Genomic DNA, 15419 nt, shown 5'->3' with positions numbered 1-15419 from the left:
GAGCCTGCCGCATGAATTCCGTTGCCGCCGCGCGTGCCACCGATCCCCGGCTGGTGCTCGCGGTCGTCTCGACCGGCGTCCTGCTGTCGAGTCTGGATCTGTTCATCGTCAATGTCGCCATGCCCGCCATGGCCGCCGACCTGGGTGCGGGGCTCACCGCATTGTCCTGGGTGCTCAACCTGTATGCGATCGTGTTCGCCGCCCTGCTGGTTCCCGCCGGTCGCCTCGGTGACCGCAACGGCAATCGGGCGATCTTCCTGGCCGGCCTCGCGGTCTTCGTGCTCGGCTCGGCGCTGTGCTCGGTCGCGTGGAATGTGGAGTCGCTCGTCGGTTTCCGCGTCGTCCAAGCCGTCGGGTGCGCGTTGCTGACGCCGTCCTCGCTGGCCTTGGTCCTGGCCGCAACGCCGCCGGAGCGGCGGGCTGGCGCGGTTCGGCTGTGGGTCGCCTTCGGCGGTCTGGGCGCCGCGCTCGGACCGGTGATCGGTGGTCTGCTCGTCGAGCTCGACTGGCGCTGGGTGTTTCTGGTGAATGTGCCGATCGGGTTGGTGGCCTTGGTCATCGGTGTGCGCACACTGCCGCGTCCACCCGCCGAGCACGGTCCGCTGCCCGATCTGCTGGGCGCGGGGGCGCTGATCGGCGCGGTCGGGTCATCCATCCTGGCCGTGGTCCAGGGGCCCGAATGGGGCTGGACGTCGCCCGGTGTCCTGGCCGCCTTCGCGGTCGCAGTGGGGCTCGGCGTGGTGTTCGCGTGGTCCTCGGCCCGCCACCACAGTCCGGTGGTAGATCCAGCGCTGTTGCGTGCCCCGAATTTCAGTCTGGCGACCGCGAATTCGCTCGTCTTCCAGATCGCGTTCGCGGGGATGCTGCTGTCGATCACGCTGTGGGCGCAGAACGTGTGGGGATGGTCGGCGCTGCAGACCGGCGCGGCGATCGCGCCGGGACCGCTGATCGTGCCGTTCGTGGCCGTCGCCGCGGGCGGGCTGGCCTTCGGTGGTGGGCGCGCGCCGCCGAACTCGCGCCGGACTACATGTCCGGCATGCTCGGCGGCATGCTGCTCACCGGCCTCGGCGTCGGCCTCACCCTGCCCACCGCGTTCGCGGCCGGCGCGGGAACCCTTCCGCCGCACCGCTTCGCGACCGGCACCGCGGTACTGAGCATGGCCCGCCGGCTCGGTCTCGCCGTAGGCGTGGCGATCCTCGTCGCCCTACTCGGTGCACCGACTACCCCCGCGGCCATTCTCGACGCCTTCCAGCGGGCCTGGTACGTCACCGCCGCCGTCGCCATCCTGGCCGGCCTCGTCGGCCTCGGCATCCGCCCTACGGCACCGGGCCCGAAACCGGTCGATCAGCAAGAGCCCGGCCTGGAACCGGCACCGAATCCGTAGTTACTGGTGCTGGGCGACATGGACACACTGTCGCCGACCGCGCGAGATCAGATCTGCCGGACCCAGGCGGCGAAGAACAAGGCGCCCGCCACGGTGAGCACGACGGCGGCGGGAATCACCCACCAGGACCCGGCTCGGCCCAGGACGGTGCGAGTCGATCGGAGCTGAAGCCGGCCGAGCAGGGTGACGATACCGAGAAACACGGGGGCAATCACGAGGCCGACCGCCGCGTGCACCAGCCACGCGCCTGCCAAAGTTGGGCCACCCCACGATGTTTCGTAGTCGCCGGCGGCGACCAGCGGATAGGCGAGTCCACGGACCAGGCCTAGCGCGGTGAGCATGATCAGGAACCAGGCGACAATCCCGACCCCGGCCGACAACACCGAGTGGAACACGCACCGCACCGCCGAGACCCCGTGCGCGGAGACGGGTTCGTGCAGCAGCCGGCGGGGAACGCGCAGTCGGGTGCGGACCGGAGCCAGAGCCAACGGCAGGGCGAGCAGGCCGTACGCGATAGTCCGCCCGATACCGCCGCCTCTGCCGGTCACCGTAGGGAACCCGCTGCGGCGAGATCGTCGAAGAGAAGCTGGTCGACCGGCGGCACCAGATCACGGTCGTGATAGCCGAACCAGGCCAAGGCATCGATCTCGCTGCTCGCGGTGAGCACACCGCGATAGTCGGCGGTGTAGCACGCCATCCGGACGACGGTGGCATGGCCGTCGGCGATCGCGGCCTCGTAGGTGCCCACGTGGACCGCGCTGTCGGCGGCCAGGTCGACGGTCAGTTCCTCGGCGACCTCACGGACCAGGGTCTGCAAGTCGGTTTCGGCGCCTTCCCGTTTGCCGCCGGGGATGAAGAACACGTCCTTGCCCCGGGGGCGGGCGCACAGGATGCGCCCGTCCTCGATCAGTACCCAGGCCACCGTATCGATCAGCTGCTGTACCGGAGAGTCCACCACGGCCCGCAGCCTATCGCGGTCAGTGACCTGGCAGGACGCAGACGGTATCCAGCCCGAGGACCCGGTTGAGGCGGCCGAAGGCGAGCCAGGACCCGATGCTCATACTCAGCTCGACCAGCTCGGCCTGGGTGTAGTGCTCGAACATCCTGGCCCAGAACTCGTCGTCCAGACCGTGATGATCGGTGGCATAGCGTTCGGCGTATTCGGCGGCGAGCCTGGCCCGCTCGTCGAACCGATCGGTGGTGCGCCAGTTGGTCACGGCGTCGGCGAACTCCGGCTCGACCTTCTGCCCGTCGCGTTCGGTACGCCAGTCCTGACAGAACAGACACCCGTTGATCTGGGCGATGCGCAGCCGGGCCGCCTCGAACTCGCGCAGCCCCAGGGTCGAGTGCTCGTAGACCGACAGCGAGAACGCGGCGGCGGCCACGCCGATACCGGGCACCATCTCGCCCCAGACGTAACCGATCGGGTCCTTGCCCTCGGGAATGTCGATGATCATGGCGATTTCCTTCCGAGTTTGCCGACCGCGGCCCGCAGCGGCACATCGAGTGCGTCGTAGAGTCCCGGCTCGGCGTCGACGAGCCAGTCGATGGCATTGACCAAGCGGCCCACCGCCGTGGCGTTTCCGCCCGCGGCCCGGTTGCCGCCTTCGTCGGTGGCCTCGACGCTGACCTCGATGCGTGGCGTGCCCTCGATGATCACCCGGTGCGCGCCGTCACCGTCCGGAGGCGTCGGCCAGTCCGGCGCGCAACTCGGATGGATACGGGTGACATGCTCGATCACGATGCGCGGTTCACCGTCGACGATGCCCTGCACCTCGAACCGCACCGCCCCTTGCGTGCCCGCCTCGAACTCACCCATCTGCACCGTCTGCACGGTCGCATCGAGTGCACGCCGATCCAGGGTCTCGCGGATCTCGTCGAGTTCGACGCCGAGTGCCCTGGCCATCAGCCGAATCTGCCCGCCCCACACCATCGTCGGGACCGAGGGCAGCAGCATCGGCGGCTGATAGTCCATCGGCTGACCCATGCCGACCAGATACCGCACCGAGTCGGGTTGGTCGTAGGTCGAGTAGTCGAAGATCTCCTGGCAGCGCAACACCTCCACGGTGGTGCCGAGCCCGCTGATCAACAGCGGCAACACATCGTTGCCCCAGCCGGGATCGACTCCGGAGACGAACAGCGAACCGCCGCCGGCGGCAATGGCTTCCAGCACGGGGTCGCGGATCTCGACGGGGGCGCCGGCCGGGTCGTAGAGCGCGTAGAGAGCCGGGGTGACGACGACTGCTCCCGCGCGGATCGCGCGCACGATGTCGGCGAGCGCGTCATCGGGGCGGATATCGCCGGAGGACGCGTAGACGACCGCGCGCGGACCCGCGGCGAGCAGTGCGTCGATGTCGGCGGACGCGGCCACCCCTAATCGGTAGTCGAGTCCGGCGAGTGCACCGGCGTCACGGCCGACCTTGCCGGGGTTGTGCACCAGCACCCCCGTGAGTTCCAGCGCCGGATGGGCAGCCACGGCACGGATGGCCGCTCGGCCGACATTGCCGGTGCCCCAGACGATCGTGGGGATCATCGCGCGAGCGTAGCAAGCGCTTGGTTCGGTGTCCGGGATATCTGGAATCCCGGTACAGGTCAGCCTTCGCGCACCGTGAGCGCGGTGTCGCCGAGCGCTTCCGCGACGCGACCCGCCGCGGCGGACAGCGCACGTTTCGGGAATCTGCCGGAACCGAACATCGAGACGACCACCTCGTCGTCGACCCGGTCCCACGTCCCGGCCACCCGGCCGTCCACCAGCACCAGCGGGGAGATCCAGCCTGCCGTTCTGCTCACCTTCGCGCGGTGCTCGGCGGGCAGCACCGCGGTGTCGGCGGTACCGGGGCCCAGGATGTACTGGTCGAACGGGCCGAGCAGATGGATCGTGCCGTCGAGGGTGGCGGTGGCGAGCTCGTCGACGAACTCGGCCGGGAGCCAGCCGGTCCGGCCCTCGACGTTCACCTGGGTCAGCGCGTCACCCATCTCCGTGAACCATCCACGCACGACGGTCTTGCGCAGGCTGTTGCGGCTGAGCCACGCATCGAACGCTTCCGGCGTCGCCGGACCGTAGGCGCCGAGATAGGCGTTGATCAGTGTCTGCGCGGCGGCGTCCGGTTCCGGAACGCCGGTCCAGCCGGGGATCAGGCGCGCCGGACTGGTGAAGGTGATCTTGGTGCCGCGCGCCGGGCCGTGACACAGCGCGCCCTGCCAGGCCAGCGGTTTGAGGACCGCACCCCAGCCGGAGCGCAACTGCTCGCCGAGGTGGGCGAACCCGGGCTCGGCCAGCACGGCCTCGACGAGCTCGTCGCGAGTCAGGACCTGATCGGCGAGAATCTTCGACACCGCTTCGACCAAGGCCGTCACCTGATCCGGCGTCGCCCCGAAGGTCTTCTGCCAGGACGGTTTCTCCCACGTCCGCGCCGACCCGATCAGCGACAGCGCCGCCGCGGCCTGATCAGGCACCAGCGCGTGCAGGGTGCCGCGCATCGCCCACGTCTTGACCAGCGTGCCCGCCGCGAGCGCGTCGGCCACCGCATCCTGCCGGCCCGCGCCGCTGCGCAGCGCGACCGCGGTCTCCGCCGCCGAGGCGACCTGCGCCTGCACACCGGCGAGCCTGCGCGCGACGGCCTCGGCTCCCTCCGCCGCCGGCTCGGTGACGAACTGCCTGCCCAGCCGCCACGCGAAAACCTGATCCCACCCGACCTCGCGCACGCCCACTCCCTTACTTCTCCACGCTGCGCCGCGTGGCAACCCGTCGCAGCGCCGCCCGCAAGCCCGCGAATTCGTCGTCACTGATCCGGTCGACGAAGTGGCTGAGCACGAGATCGGACCGGCCGCCGATGCCCAGCGCCTCGTGCATGAGCTGGGCGCTGTGTTCCTCGCGCGTCATCGTGGGCCAGTAGCGGTAGGCGCGGCCGTCGCGCTGCCTGGCCAGCCAGCCCTTGCGGTGCAGGTTGTCCATGGTCGACATGACCGTGGTGTAGGCGATGTCGCGCTCGGCGGAGAGCTCGTCGAACAACTCACGCACCGTCGTCGAATCCACATCGCGATCCCAGAGACGGTCCATCAGCACCGCTTCGAGATCCCCGAAACCACGCACCGCCTACCGACTCCTCATCACCGCCGAAACCTGCCTCACAGTACCGGCTCGACCCGAGTGCGGCCGCTACCGCACGGCAACCCTTTCTGTCGTACCCCGATGCGAACATATGTTCGTGTCCGATTCCGCTGCGCCGCGCCGCCCGCGCATCCAGTCCCGCGCCGAGGCGTCGATCCTGCACGCCGACCTGGATTCCTTCTACGCCTCGGTCGAGCAGCGTGATCAACCGTGGTTGCGCGGCAAGCCGGTGATCGTGGGCGGCGGGGTGGTGCTGGCGGCGAGTTACGAGGCCAAGGCGTTCGGGATCCGGACTCCGATGAACGCGGGTCAGGCGTTGCGGTTGTGTCCGCACGCGGTGGTCGTGCCGCCGCGGATGTCGGCCTACGCCGAGGCGAGCAAGGCGGTGTTCGCGGTGTTCCACGACACCACCCCGGTCGTCGAGGGCATCTCGATCGACGAGGCTTTCCTCGACGTGGGTGGTTTACGGCGGATCAGGGGTGAGCCGATCGAGATCGCGCGAGCCTTGCGGGCGGAGGTCAGCAGCAAGGTCGGCCTGCCGATCTCGGTGGGTATCGCGCGCAACAAGTTCCTCGCCAAGGTGGCCTCGGCGGTCGCCAAACCCGACGGATTGCGCCTGGTGGAACCGGGCCGGGAACTGGAGTTCCTGCACCCGTTGCCGGTCGAGCGATTATGGGGTGTCGGCGCGGTCACCGCCGCCACCTTGCACGCCAACGGCATCACCCGGGTCGGGCAGCTGGCCGAACTCGGCGAACCGCACCTGCGCGCCATCCTCGGAGCCGGTGCGGCCCGGCATCTGTTCGCCCTGTCCTGGGCGCGCGATCCCCGGCGCGTGGAGACCGGGAAACGCAGGCGCTCGATCGGAGCCCAGCGCGCCCTCGGCCGTCGCCACCGCGAGCCAGCGGAGATCGCCGCCTACCTCGACGGCCTCACCGACCGCCTCGGCCGCCGCCTGCGCGCCGCCGAGCGCGTGTGCCGCACCGTCGTCCTGCGTCTGCGGTTCGACGACTTCACCCGCGCGACCCGCTCGCGCACCCTGGCGGAAGCGACCGACGCGACCGCGTCCATCCGGCACGCCGCCCGGCTGCTGCTCGACACCGCCCAGCCGCTCATCACCGAACGCGGGATCACCCTGATCGGCTTGTCGCTGACCAATCTCGACGACGCCGACACCATGCAGCTGACCCTGCCGCTGGAACCGCGCGCCGACAACACCCTCGACGCGACGCTCGACGATCTACGCCGCCGATTCGGTTCCGCCGCCGTCACCCGCGCGGCACTGCTGAACAGCGGTGAGGGACTGTCGGTTCCGCTGCTTCCGGACTGACAGCGAAGTCGGTGTGCGGTGTTTGCCACTGCTGCGCCTACTCGGCTGCGACTCCACCGCCGACCGATTCTCCGCCCGCTACGACATCGCTGTGGCCGCACACCAACCGAGGTGCGACGGGTCAGGGCGCCATGGGATAGTCGGCGCATGCCTTACGCCGTCCTCGGCTTCCTGACCCTCGCCCTGTGGGTGTATTGCCTGGTCGACATCGTCACCAGTCCCGACGACGGGATCCGCCATCTGCCGAAGATGGGCTGGGTACTCGTGGTCGTCCTCGTCCCGACGATCGGCGCCCTGCTGTGGCTGTTCGCCGGCAGGCCGATCACCCCGTCCCGGCCCGCCTCCACCACCCGTTTCAGCGAGTACGACAGGCCCGGCCGCGCTGTCGCGACCAATCCCGACGACGACGAAGCGTTTCTGCGCTCGCTGCGCGAACGCGCCGAACAGCAGCGTCGCGAAGCCCGCAGGCAGCAGGCCGAGCGCGACGAGGATCCGGCCTGATCACACGAATCGCTTGGGCCGCTTGTCCATCAACCGCAGGATGAGCGGCGTGAAGATCAACTGCATCGCCAGTTCCATCTTCCCGCCCGGCACCACGATGCAGTTCGGCCGCGACATGAACGAATCGTGCAGCATCGACAGCAGATACGGGAAGTCGATCACCTTCGGATCGGCGAACCGGATCACCACGAAACTCTCGTCGGCCGTGGGAATGCTGCGCGCGATGAACGGATTCGAGGTGTCCACCGTCGGCACCCGCTGGAAATTCACATACGTCCGCGAGAACTGCGGACAGATGTATTTCACGTAGTCGGGCATCCGGCGCAGGATCGTATCGATCACCGCCTCGCTGGAATAGCCGCGATGGGTCTTGTCCCGGTACACCTTCTGGATCCACTCGAGGTTGATGATCGGCACCACACCGACCAGCAGATCGGTGTATCGGGCGACATTGACCGCGTCGGTCACCGCCGCACCGTGCAACCCCTCGTAGAACAGCAGATCGCTGCCGGGCGCGAGATCCTCCCACGGCGTGAACGTGCCCGCGGGCTGCCCGTAGGGTTTGGCCTCCTCGTCGTCGTGCAGGTATCTGCGCACCTGCCCGACCCCGGACTCACCGTAATCCCGGAACAGCGCCTCCAATTCCGGCAGCAGATTCGCGTCCTCACCGAAATGCGAGAACGTCGTATTGCGTTGCTGCTCGGCCTCGGCCATCGCGATCTTCATCTCCGAGCGGTCGTACCGGTGGAACGAATCGCCTTCCACCACGACAGCGCTGATCCCCTCCCGCCGGAAGATCTCCTCGAACGTGCGCGTGACACTGGTCGTCCCCGCACCGGACGAACCGGTGATCGCGACAACGGGATGCTTGACCGACATGGCGACTCCTACTTGCGCTGATCGTGCTTGGCCGGACGGAACAGCGACCGCGAGCCGAACAGCGAGCTGTCGAAACTCGGGCCGGCGTCCGGCTCGGAGTGGTAGCGCTCGATGCGCAGCACCTCGTTGCGGGAACCGAAGATGAACGGCACCCGCTGATGCACCTCGGCAGGCGACACCAGCATCACCCGGTCGTGCCCTGTGGTCGCCGCCCCGCCGGCCTGCTCGACGATGAAGGCGATCGGATTGGCCCCGTACAACAGCGAAACCCGGCCCGGCCGTGCGGGATTGCGGGTATCGCGCGGATACAGGTACATCCCGCCCCGAGTCAGGATGTGGAAGGTGTCGGCCACCAGCGAGGCGACCCAGCGCATGTTGAAGTCCCGTCCCCGCGGCCCGTCCACCCCCTCCAGGCACTCCTGTACGTAGCGGCGCACCGGCCGTTCCCAGAACCGTTCGTTGGCCGCGTTGATCGCGAAACCCGATGTGTCGTCGGGGATCCGCATGTGCGGGTGGGTCAGCACGAACGCGCCGATCTCCCGATCGAGGGTGAACCCGTCGACCCCGCTGCCGGTGGTGATCACCAGCATCGTCGCCGGCCCGTACAGCGTGAATCCGGCACACACCTGCGCCACACCGGGCTGGAGAAAGTCGGCGTCGCCCGGCTCGGCGGTACCGGCCAGCACCTCCTGCGGTGCGCGCAGAATGCTGAAAATCGAGCCGACGGGCAGATTCACGTCGATATTGCTCGACCCGTCCAGCGCGTCGTAGGCCAGCAGATACTTGCCGCGCCGTTGGGTCGCCGGCACCGGCAGCGCGGTGGCGCGCTGCTCGGACAGCAACCCCGACAGGTGCCCGGTCCACTGGGTCTGGGCCACCATGATCTCGTCGGTCAACGCGTCGAGCCGCCTGCTCACCGACAGCGGCTCGTCGTCGTCGCGGCCCGATCCGATGATCGCGCCGCGCGTCACCTGATTGGCGATGATCTTCGTCGCCGTGGCCACCACGTTGACCAGCGCCGAGAACTCACCCGACGAACCGGGATGGCGATGCTCCTCCTCGATCGTGTAGCGGGTGAGGGTCTTCAATCCGTCCGGCATGGCGTCGCGGCCACCTCCTGCCCCGCGTCGTCGAACACGCTGCTGCCGTAGACGTCCCGGTCGCACAGAGTGATCAGGTCGGTCTTCGACAGCGGCCGCGCCGCCTCGACGAGCCGTTTGGCCTGCCGCAACCGGCACCGGTCGATCGCGTTGCGCACGCTGCGCGCATTCGAGAACCGCGGCCGGGTCATCCGCACCGTCAGGTACTCCGCGAACGCGACATGCGCGGCCGCGTCGAAGCGGAAGTTCTCCCCCGTCACCATCAACTCGGCGATGCCCATGAGTTCTTCGTGGGTGTAGTCGGCGAACTCGAGGTGATGGGCCACCCGCGAGGACAGCCCCGGATTGGCGGAGAAGAAGCGGTCCATCCGATCCGGGTAGCCGGCGAAGATGACGACCAGGTTCGCCCGCTCGCTCTCCATCTCCTGCAGCAGGATCTCGATCACCTCCTGCCCGTAGTCCCGTTCGTTCTCGGGCCGGAACAGGTAGTAGGCCTCGTCGATGAACAGCACTCCGCCCGCGGCCTTGGCGATCGCCTCCTTGGTCTTGGGCGCGGTGTGGCCGATGAACTGGCCGACCAGGTCGTCACGGGTCACCGTGTGCACCTTCGGTTTCCGGATGTAGCCCAGCGCGTGCAGCATCTGCGCCATCCGCAACGCCACCGTCGTCTTGCCGGTGCCGGGACCGCCGGTGAAGCTCATGTGCATCGTCGGACGCGAGGACTCCAGCCCGAAGCGCCGCCGCGCCCGGTCGATCATCAGCAGCGCCGCGATCTCGCGCACCCGCTCCTTCACATTCGCCAGGCCGATCAGCTCCGCGTCGAGCGCGGCCAGCGTTTCGGCCACGTCGTGGCCTGCCAGGTCGAGAGAAAGATCCAACAGCGCGTCCTCGCTCAGCAGTTCCTCGGTCGCGGTGGCGCCCTCGGCGGGCGGGCGCGACGGCCGGGCGTCGGTGACGCCCGGCCGCGGCAACCGGAATCCGCCGGCGGATCCGTCAGCCGCCATACCGCTGTCCCTGCGGACGATCGGTGGCATAGGAGCGCACGCTGTAGATCTGGCGGCGATCCGAGCCCTCGGCCCGCGCCAGCTCGAAACCGGGCTCCTCGGCCGGGCGCTGCACCAGGAAACTCAGCGCCGTCGTCTGTTTCGTGTAGGTCGCGTTGTAGGCGGTGACCCGCACGTAGTGGCGCGGAAACGTCGCCCGGCAGGCGTTGATCTCGGCCATCACCCCGTCGGGTTCGTCGAGGTCGAACAGCGGCAACCCCCACATCTCCCAGTAGGTGTTGCGCGGGTGCGGATCGTCGGTGTACTCGATCGAGACCGGCCAGTTGTTGAGCAGTGCGTAGCGCACCTGCGCCGCGATCTCTTCGTCGGTGAGCTCGGGCAGATACGAGAACGTCCCGTGTCGCAGATACATGGTGCTCCCTACAGGCTCGGCGTCGGCACCGCGTCGGGTGCGTCGGTGGACGTGTAATCGAAGGTGACATCACCCCAGGTCGACAGCGCGACCTCGAGTGGACGACACGTCGAGGCGGCCGTGCGCAGCACGTCGGGCCCCTCCTTGATCAGGTCGCGACCCTCGTTGCGCGCCTTGACCACCGCTTCCAGCGCCACCCGGTTGGCCTCGGCGCCCGCCGCGATCCCCAGCGGGTGACCGATGGTGCCTCCGCCGAACTGCAGGATCACATCGTCGCCGAACAGATCCAGCAGCTGATGCATCTGGCCCGCGTGGATACCGCCGGAGGCCACCGGCATCACCCCGGGCAGGCTCGCCCAGTCCTGGTCGAAGAAGATGCCGTTGCCCAGATCGGTGGGAATGTGGTTCTCGCGCAGGGTGTCGTAGAAACCGCGGGTGGTCGCCGGATCGCCTTCCAATTTGCCCACCACGGTTCCCGCGTGCACATGGTCGACGCCGATCAGCCTGCACCATTTCGCCAGCACCCGGAAGCTCACGCCGTGCGTCTTCTGCCGGGTGAACGTCGAATGGCCCGCCCGGTGCAGGTGCAGCAGTACGCCGTTGCGCCGCGCCCACTTCGACATCGACTGCATCGCGGTGTAGCCGACGGTGAGGTCCATCATGATGACCACCGAGCCCAGTTCCTTGGCGAACTCGGCCCGCTCGTACATGTCTTCCATGGTGGCGGCGGTGACGTTGAGGTAGTGGCCCTTGATCTCGCCGGTCTCGGCCATCGCCCGGTTCACGCCCTCCATCGCGAACAGGTACCGGTCGCGCCAGCGCATGAACGGCTGGGAGTTGATGTTCTCGTCGTCCTTGGTGAAATCGAGGCCGCCCTTGCAGGCCTCGTAGACCACCCGGCCGTAATTGCGTGCCGACAGACCGAGTTTCGGTTTCACCGTCGCACCCAGCAGCGGCCTGCCGTATTTGTTGAGATATTCCCGTTCCATCACCGTGCCGTGCGGCGGGCCCTGGAAGGTCTTGACATAGGCCACCGGAATACGCATGTCCTCGAGCCGCAACGCGAGCAGCGGCTTGAATCCGAAGACATTACCGATCACCGAGGAGGTGAGATTGGTGATCGACCCCTCCTCGAAAAGGTCCAGATCGTAGGCGATGTAGGCGAAGTACTCGCCCGGCCTGCCCGGCACCTCGTCGATCCGGTAACACTTCGCCTGATACTTCGAGTGCGCGGTGAGCCGGTCGGTCCACACGACAGTCCAAGTGGCAGTGGAGGATTCGCCAGCGACGGCCGCCGACGCCTCGATCGGATCGACGCCTCGCTGCGGGGTCACCCGGAACACCGCGAGCACATCGGTATCCGAGGGCACGTAGTCGGGTGCGTAATATCCCATCGACGCGTACGACTGCACACCCGGATCCCAACGATCCCGTTCGGTTTCTTCCGCCATGGTTCCTCCTGTGGAATCGGCTGGGCGCCTGTCGAATTCCAGGATGGGGCCCGCCACCGTCACAAACAATGTGAATGTTTCTGGGAACGCTCAACCGAAACGTTGAGTTTGCTACCGTCGGGTAATGGGCAGGGTGAGCGCGGGGCGGATGGAAACCTTCCTCGCGGTGGCCCGGCTGGGCAGCATTCGCCGCGCGGCCGCCCAGCTGCATGTCACCGAGGCGGCGGTGTCGGCCGCGGTCGCCCATGTCGAAAAGCAGCTCGGCGCCAAACTGATCACCCGATCCGGGCGCGGGATCGCCCTCACCGAGGCGGGCCGGGTCTACGCCGAATACTGTCGCGGGATCCTCGGTCTCATGAAGGAAGCGCACGCCGCCGTGCGGCAGGCCGAGGCGGGCCGGCTACGCATCGGCGTCGTCGCGACGGCGGGTGAATCGGTGGTGCTGCGACCGCTGGCCTCGTTTCGCCACCGCTATCCCGAGGTGGAACTGAGTCTGTCCATCCAGCCCCGTGACGTGCTGTTTCTCGAACTGCAGCACCACGAGACCGATCTCGTCATCGCGGGACGCCCCCCGCACGCGGCGAACCTGGTCATCCAGGCGCGGCGCCCGAGCACCCTCGTCGTCGTCGGCGCAGGCGACACCCACGATCCACGCCACACCACCTGGCTACTGCGCGGCAACGGTTCGGGCACCAGGGAAGCGACGCTCGCGCTGATCGACCGTCTCCAGATCGACCCGCCGACGCTGACCCTGGGTTCACACGGCGCGGTCATCGCGGCGGCGCGGGAGGGTCTCGGTATCACCCTCATCCATTCCGACGCCGTCGGTGAGCACCTGGAATCCGGTGCGCTGCACACGATCGATGTGCCGGGCACTCCCCTCGACCGGGCCTGGCACGCGGTCACCACGGCTGCCCCCACCCCGGCGACCCGGCTGTTTCTGGCCCATCTCATCGATCCGCTCGAAACCGGGACCGACGCTTTCCACGCCGCGATCGGGCCGTAGCGGGATTCTGGTGTCGACCGGCTATTCGATTGCGCCGAAGCGTGACTGGAAGGCCGCTCGATTGGCTGAATCGGCGGCCCGGTCCCAGACCGCGAACACGACAGAATCGAACGCCGCTCCCCACGTGTCCAGTGCGGCACCGAACGCATCGGCGACCTGGGCGGGGTCGTTGCGGAACACCCCACAACCCCACGCGCCGAGCACCAGGGTGCGCACCTCGTGGCGTGCCGCCGCAGCGACCACACGTTCGGCCCTGTGCGTGAGCACTTCGCGCACGTCTACCCGGGCCGAACGACGGGCCAGTTCACCCGCGTTCGGCGCAGGCGAGGTCAGGAAGGTCACCGGGAACGGCTCGGCCAGCTCGCCCTGGTCGTCCCGGATCACCGGCACGTCCGGCGAGACGATCACCCGGTGGCTGTACCTCAGATCCGTCGACGCGCGATGCGCCGCATAGTAATCCGGGGCTTCGAGCAGGCACGTGTACAGCAGGGAGCTGCGGCACAGATCTTCCTCCTGCGCCCGCGCCCCGCGCAGGTAGCCGCCACCGGGATTGCGTGCCGACGCGAAATTGAGCACGCCGATCCTCCCGCTCGTGCCGTCGGCGTGCAGCCGTCGAGCCGCTTGCACACTGCCTTCGTCTGTCACCTCGACCACGGTGGGTCCGGCTCCGGGTGCACCGGTGCTCACGATCGCATCCAGCAGCGCCGGTGTGTACGACACTGTTCCCGCCCGTGCCGCCGCCACTGCCGCACCGATCTCGATATGTGCGCCACCGGCGGTCCGGTAGTTTCCGCGCTCGGCGATCTCTTCGTTCACCACGGCCACGTGGTGCCATTTCTTGTTCATCCTCGTGACCGTAAGCGGTGAGTCGCCCACGCCGCCACAGGTTTTTGTCACCAACACAACAACGTGTCTGTGGTGGTGCGGGCAGCCGATCGATTGCTGTCGGTACGTCGTTGATCGCAACACCGTGGACGCTGACCCGTGCCGCGGGTACGGTCGTCGCCAGGGGGACGGATTCGTCTGTACGCGATCGAACGAAGGGGTGGGATATGTCGTCCGAAGTGAAACTGTCCGGGGACGCGCTCGAACTGCCGGGCGGCGTGCGGGTGACCTTCATCCGCACCCTGCGACTGCCCGAGACGGGCACCTATCCGCTGCCACCCGGACTCGGTACGTTCCCGCTGCGCCGGGTCGCCGACTACCCCGACACCGTGCCCGCCGAATGGCGTCAGCGCGGCGGCGTCATGTTGCCGGTCTACCAGCGCGAAGCCATGTGGCTGCGATTCTCCGCGACCACCCCCGCCGCACTGAAGGTCGGTGTCGGCAAGGTCTGCGCGGTATCCGGCAAGCCGTGGAGCGACACCCTCGGCCAGGATCCGCAGAACTACCTCGCGCTACCCCAGCAGCCGTGGATGGACGGCATCAACTCCGGCGACGGCACAGTCCGCCAGTTCGTCGCGGTGCCGCTCGGACTCGGTGCGACCGTCGAAGGCCAGGTGACGGGCACCGAGCAATGGGGTGGCGTGCAGCTCGCCGTCCACGGACTCACCGATGCCGCGCTGGAAGCCTGGAACGCCGCCGAACGCGCCAGGCGGCAACCCATGCCCGCCGCGCCCACTGCACCGTGGCTCGCCGAGGAGATGGTCTACGGCGCACCGCCGGCCGCACCGCACTACGGCGCCCCGGTCGCGTGCGCCGCTCCCGGCGGTCCCCCGGCTCCCGGTGCGGTGCCAACGGGTTCGTCGCGTGCACGAGGAGCTCGTCCCGCCGCCAGGAAGATGGGTCTCGGCGCGGGCGGAACCATGCGTCAGGAGATCTTCGCCGACAAACGCCCGATCGAGGACTACCACCCCGACGCCGACGGCCGCGCCTTCGTCCACCTCGCCTCCGCCGCCGAATGGCAACAGATCACCGGCGAACCGGCACCCCCGACACCGATCACCGCCCAGGCCTACGCCCAGCACAACCTGCCCTGGTTCGACTACTACGCCGCCGACGCCGACGACCTACCACCATCGACCGAACTCGCCGAGGTGAAACCCACCGGCGACTGGCTCGCCGACGAACACCCCAATCCGCCCATCGAACAGCCACTTCCGGTGATCCCCCTGGGCGACAAGAAGGTCCAGGACGGCGACTGGTAACCCGCGGGAGGCCTCCGGTGGACTACCTTGCCCCGCAGGCCAACCGGCTGATCCGGCGAACCTGCCACGCGGCCTGCCCGCGCGGACGTACGATCCG

At 68.4% G+C, this 15419-nt stretch carries 18 protein-coding genes; 6 read left to right on the top strand and 12 right to left on the bottom strand.

Annotated features, from left to right (window positions below; translation table 11 throughout):
* Positions 1–11 precede the first annotated feature (11 nt).
* Positions 12–1154 carry an MFS transporter gene (locus IEY60_RS15985; RefSeq protein WP_229739872.1) on the top strand — a complete coding sequence of 381 codons (1143 nt, stop codon included), beginning with the start codon at positions 12–14 and terminating at the stop codon, positions 1152–1154.
* The gene (locus tag IEY60_RS35805; RefSeq protein ID WP_229739916.1) at positions 1049–1384 is read left to right on the top strand and encodes an MFS transporter; all 336 of its coding nucleotides are present in this window, start codon (positions 1049–1051) and stop codon (positions 1382–1384) included. The genes IEY60_RS15985 and IEY60_RS35805 overlap by 106 nt, the downstream gene beginning before the upstream one ends.
* A gap of 47 nt (positions 1385–1431) precedes the next feature.
* Here IEY60_RS35805 and IEY60_RS15980 read toward each other — a convergent pair whose 3' ends face one another.
* From IEY60_RS15980 to IEY60_RS15955, 6 genes are read right to left on the bottom strand one after another with little or no spacing between them, the layout of a single operon-like run.
* Positions 1432–1932, bottom strand: a complete 501-nt coding sequence (locus tag IEY60_RS15980) for a hypothetical protein (RefSeq protein WP_189028767.1) — start codon at positions 1930–1932, stop codon at positions 1432–1434.
* Entirely contained in the window at positions 1929–2342 is a 414-nt protein-coding gene (locus IEY60_RS15975) for an NUDIX hydrolase (protein WP_189028765.1), read from the bottom strand. The genes IEY60_RS15980 and IEY60_RS15975 overlap by 4 nt, the downstream gene beginning before the upstream one ends.
* Before the next feature lie 19 nt (positions 2343–2361).
* Complete coding sequence (locus tag IEY60_RS15970) at positions 2362–2841, bottom strand: carboxymuconolactone decarboxylase family protein (RefSeq protein ID WP_189028763.1); 480 nt, start codon at positions 2839–2841, stop codon at positions 2362–2364.
* Positions 2838–3917: an NAD(P)H-dependent amine dehydrogenase family protein gene (locus IEY60_RS15965; protein ID WP_189028761.1), complete on the bottom strand. Its 1080-nt coding sequence runs from the start codon at positions 3915–3917 to the stop codon at positions 2838–2840. The genes IEY60_RS15970 and IEY60_RS15965 overlap by 4 nt, the downstream gene beginning before the upstream one ends.
* Positions 3918–3976: 59 nt before the next feature.
* The gene (locus IEY60_RS15960) at positions 3977–5089 is read right to left on the bottom strand and encodes a winged helix DNA-binding domain-containing protein (RefSeq protein WP_189028759.1); all 1113 of its coding nucleotides are present in this window, start codon (positions 5087–5089) and stop codon (positions 3977–3979) included.
* A 10-nt stretch (positions 5090–5099) separates the two neighbouring features.
* Positions 5100–5477: a BlaI/MecI/CopY family transcriptional regulator gene (locus tag IEY60_RS15955; protein WP_268241476.1), complete on the bottom strand. Its 378-nt coding sequence runs from the start codon at positions 5475–5477 to the stop codon at positions 5100–5102.
* Between the two features lie 109 nt (positions 5478–5586).
* Between IEY60_RS15955 and dinB the strand changes: the two genes are divergently transcribed.
* Both dinB and IEY60_RS15945 read left to right on the top strand, forming a co-directional pair.
* On the top strand, positions 5587–6822 hold the full coding sequence (gene dinB, locus IEY60_RS15950; protein WP_189028757.1) for a DNA polymerase IV: 1236 nt from the start codon (positions 5587–5589) through the stop codon (positions 6820–6822).
* A 147-nt stretch (positions 6823–6969) separates the two neighbouring features.
* Complete coding sequence (locus IEY60_RS15945; protein WP_189028755.1) at positions 6970–7323, top strand: PLD nuclease N-terminal domain-containing protein; 354 nt, start codon at positions 6970–6972, stop codon at positions 7321–7323.
* Here the strand turns inward: IEY60_RS15945 and IEY60_RS15940 are convergent, their stop codons facing one another.
* From IEY60_RS15940 to IEY60_RS15920, 5 genes are read right to left on the bottom strand one after another with little or no spacing between them, the layout of a single operon-like run.
* Positions 7324–8202 carry a phosphoribulokinase gene (locus IEY60_RS15940; protein ID WP_189028753.1) on the bottom strand — a complete coding sequence of 293 codons (879 nt, stop codon included), beginning with the start codon at positions 8200–8202 and terminating at the stop codon, positions 7324–7326.
* Positions 8203–8210: 8 nt separating this feature from the next.
* Complete coding sequence (locus IEY60_RS15935; RefSeq protein ID WP_189028751.1) at positions 8211–9302, bottom strand: class 1 fructose-bisphosphatase; 1092 nt, start codon at positions 9300–9302, stop codon at positions 8211–8213.
* Positions 9287–10306 carry an AAA family ATPase gene (locus tag IEY60_RS15930; protein WP_189028749.1) on the bottom strand — a complete coding sequence of 340 codons (1020 nt, stop codon included), beginning with the start codon at positions 10304–10306 and terminating at the stop codon, positions 9287–9289. The genes IEY60_RS15935 and IEY60_RS15930 overlap by 16 nt, the downstream gene beginning before the upstream one ends.
* Positions 10296–10718: a ribulose bisphosphate carboxylase small subunit gene (locus tag IEY60_RS15925; protein WP_189028747.1), complete on the bottom strand. Its 423-nt coding sequence runs from the start codon at positions 10716–10718 to the stop codon at positions 10296–10298. Before IEY60_RS15925 ends, IEY60_RS15930 begins: the two co-directional genes overlap by 11 nt.
* Positions 10719–10726: 8 nt before the next feature.
* Positions 10727–12169, bottom strand: a complete 1443-nt coding sequence (locus IEY60_RS15920; RefSeq protein ID WP_189028745.1) for a form I ribulose bisphosphate carboxylase large subunit — start codon at positions 12167–12169, stop codon at positions 10727–10729.
* A gap of 124 nt (positions 12170–12293) precedes the next feature.
* Here IEY60_RS15920 and IEY60_RS15915 point away from each other — a divergent pair, with 124 nt between their 5' ends.
* Positions 12294–13175 carry a LysR family transcriptional regulator gene (locus IEY60_RS15915; protein ID WP_229739871.1) on the top strand — a complete coding sequence of 294 codons (882 nt, stop codon included), beginning with the start codon at positions 12294–12296 and terminating at the stop codon, positions 13173–13175.
* 21 nt (positions 13176–13196) lie between these two features.
* Here IEY60_RS15915 and IEY60_RS15910 read toward each other — a convergent pair whose 3' ends face one another.
* Positions 13197–14021 carry a TIGR02452 family protein gene (locus tag IEY60_RS15910; protein ID WP_189028743.1) on the bottom strand — a complete coding sequence of 275 codons (825 nt, stop codon included), beginning with the start codon at positions 14019–14021 and terminating at the stop codon, positions 13197–13199.
* Between the two features lie 206 nt (positions 14022–14227).
* Between IEY60_RS15910 and IEY60_RS15905 the strand changes: the two genes are divergently transcribed.
* Positions 14228–15322, top strand: a complete 1095-nt coding sequence (locus IEY60_RS15905) for a hypothetical protein (RefSeq protein WP_189028741.1) — start codon at positions 14228–14230, stop codon at positions 15320–15322.
* The last annotated feature ends 97 nt before the right edge of the window (positions 15323–15419 follow it).

It is taken from the genome of Nocardia rhizosphaerihabitans, from assembly GCF_014646295.1.
Classification (GTDB): Bacteria; Actinomycetota; Actinomycetes; order Mycobacteriales; family Mycobacteriaceae; genus Nocardia; species Nocardia rhizosphaerihabitans.
This window is presented reverse-complemented; position numbering and strand designations above follow the sequence as displayed.

What these genes read in the sequence shown, in the direction of transcription:
- IEY60_RS15985 (WP_229739872.1), top strand. Translation starts at nt 12, where the DNA reads ATGAATTCCGTTGCCGCCGCGCGTGCCACCGATCCCCGGCTGGTGCTC.
- IEY60_RS35805 (WP_229739916.1), top strand. Translation starts at nt 1,049, where the DNA reads ATGCTGCTCACCGGCCTCGGCGTCGGCCTCACCCTGCCCACCGCGTTC.
- IEY60_RS15970 (WP_189028763.1), bottom strand. Translation starts at nt 2,841, where the DNA reads ATGATCATCGACATTCCCGAGGGCAAGGACCCGATCGGTTACGTCTGG.
- IEY60_RS15965 (WP_189028761.1), bottom strand. Translation starts at nt 3,917, where the DNA reads ATGATCCCCACGATCGTCTGGGGCACCGGCAATGTCGGCCGAGCGGCC.
- dinB (WP_189028757.1), top strand. Translation starts at nt 5,587, where the DNA reads ATGTTCGTGTCCGATTCCGCTGCGCCGCGCCGCCCGCGCATCCAGTCC.
- IEY60_RS15945 (WP_189028755.1), top strand. Translation starts at nt 6,970, where the DNA reads ATGCCTTACGCCGTCCTCGGCTTCCTGACCCTCGCCCTGTGGGTGTAT.
- IEY60_RS15940 (WP_189028753.1), bottom strand. Translation starts at nt 8,202, where the DNA reads ATGTCGGTCAAGCATCCCGTTGTCGCGATCACCGGTTCGTCCGGTGCG.
- IEY60_RS15935 (WP_189028751.1), bottom strand. Translation starts at nt 9,302, where the DNA reads ATGCCGGACGGATTGAAGACCCTCACCCGCTACACGATCGAGGAGGAG.
- IEY60_RS15930 (WP_189028749.1), bottom strand. Translation starts at nt 10,306, where the DNA reads ATGGCGGCTGACGGATCCGCCGGCGGATTCCGGTTGCCGCGGCCGGGC.
- IEY60_RS15925 (WP_189028747.1), bottom strand. Translation starts at nt 10,718, where the DNA reads ATGTATCTGCGACACGGGACGTTCTCGTATCTGCCCGAGCTCACCGAC.
- IEY60_RS15920 (WP_189028745.1), bottom strand. Translation starts at nt 12,169, where the DNA reads ATGGCGGAAGAAACCGAACGGGATCGTTGGGATCCGGGTGTGCAGTCG.
- IEY60_RS15915 (WP_229739871.1), top strand. Translation starts at nt 12,294, where the DNA reads ATGGGCAGGGTGAGCGCGGGGCGGATGGAAACCTTCCTCGCGGTGGCC.
- IEY60_RS15910 (WP_189028743.1), bottom strand. Translation starts at nt 14,021, where the DNA reads ATGAACAAGAAATGGCACCACGTGGCCGTGGTGAACGAAGAGATCGCC.
- IEY60_RS15905 (WP_189028741.1), top strand. Translation starts at nt 14,228, where the DNA reads ATGTCGTCCGAAGTGAAACTGTCCGGGGACGCGCTCGAACTGCCGGGC.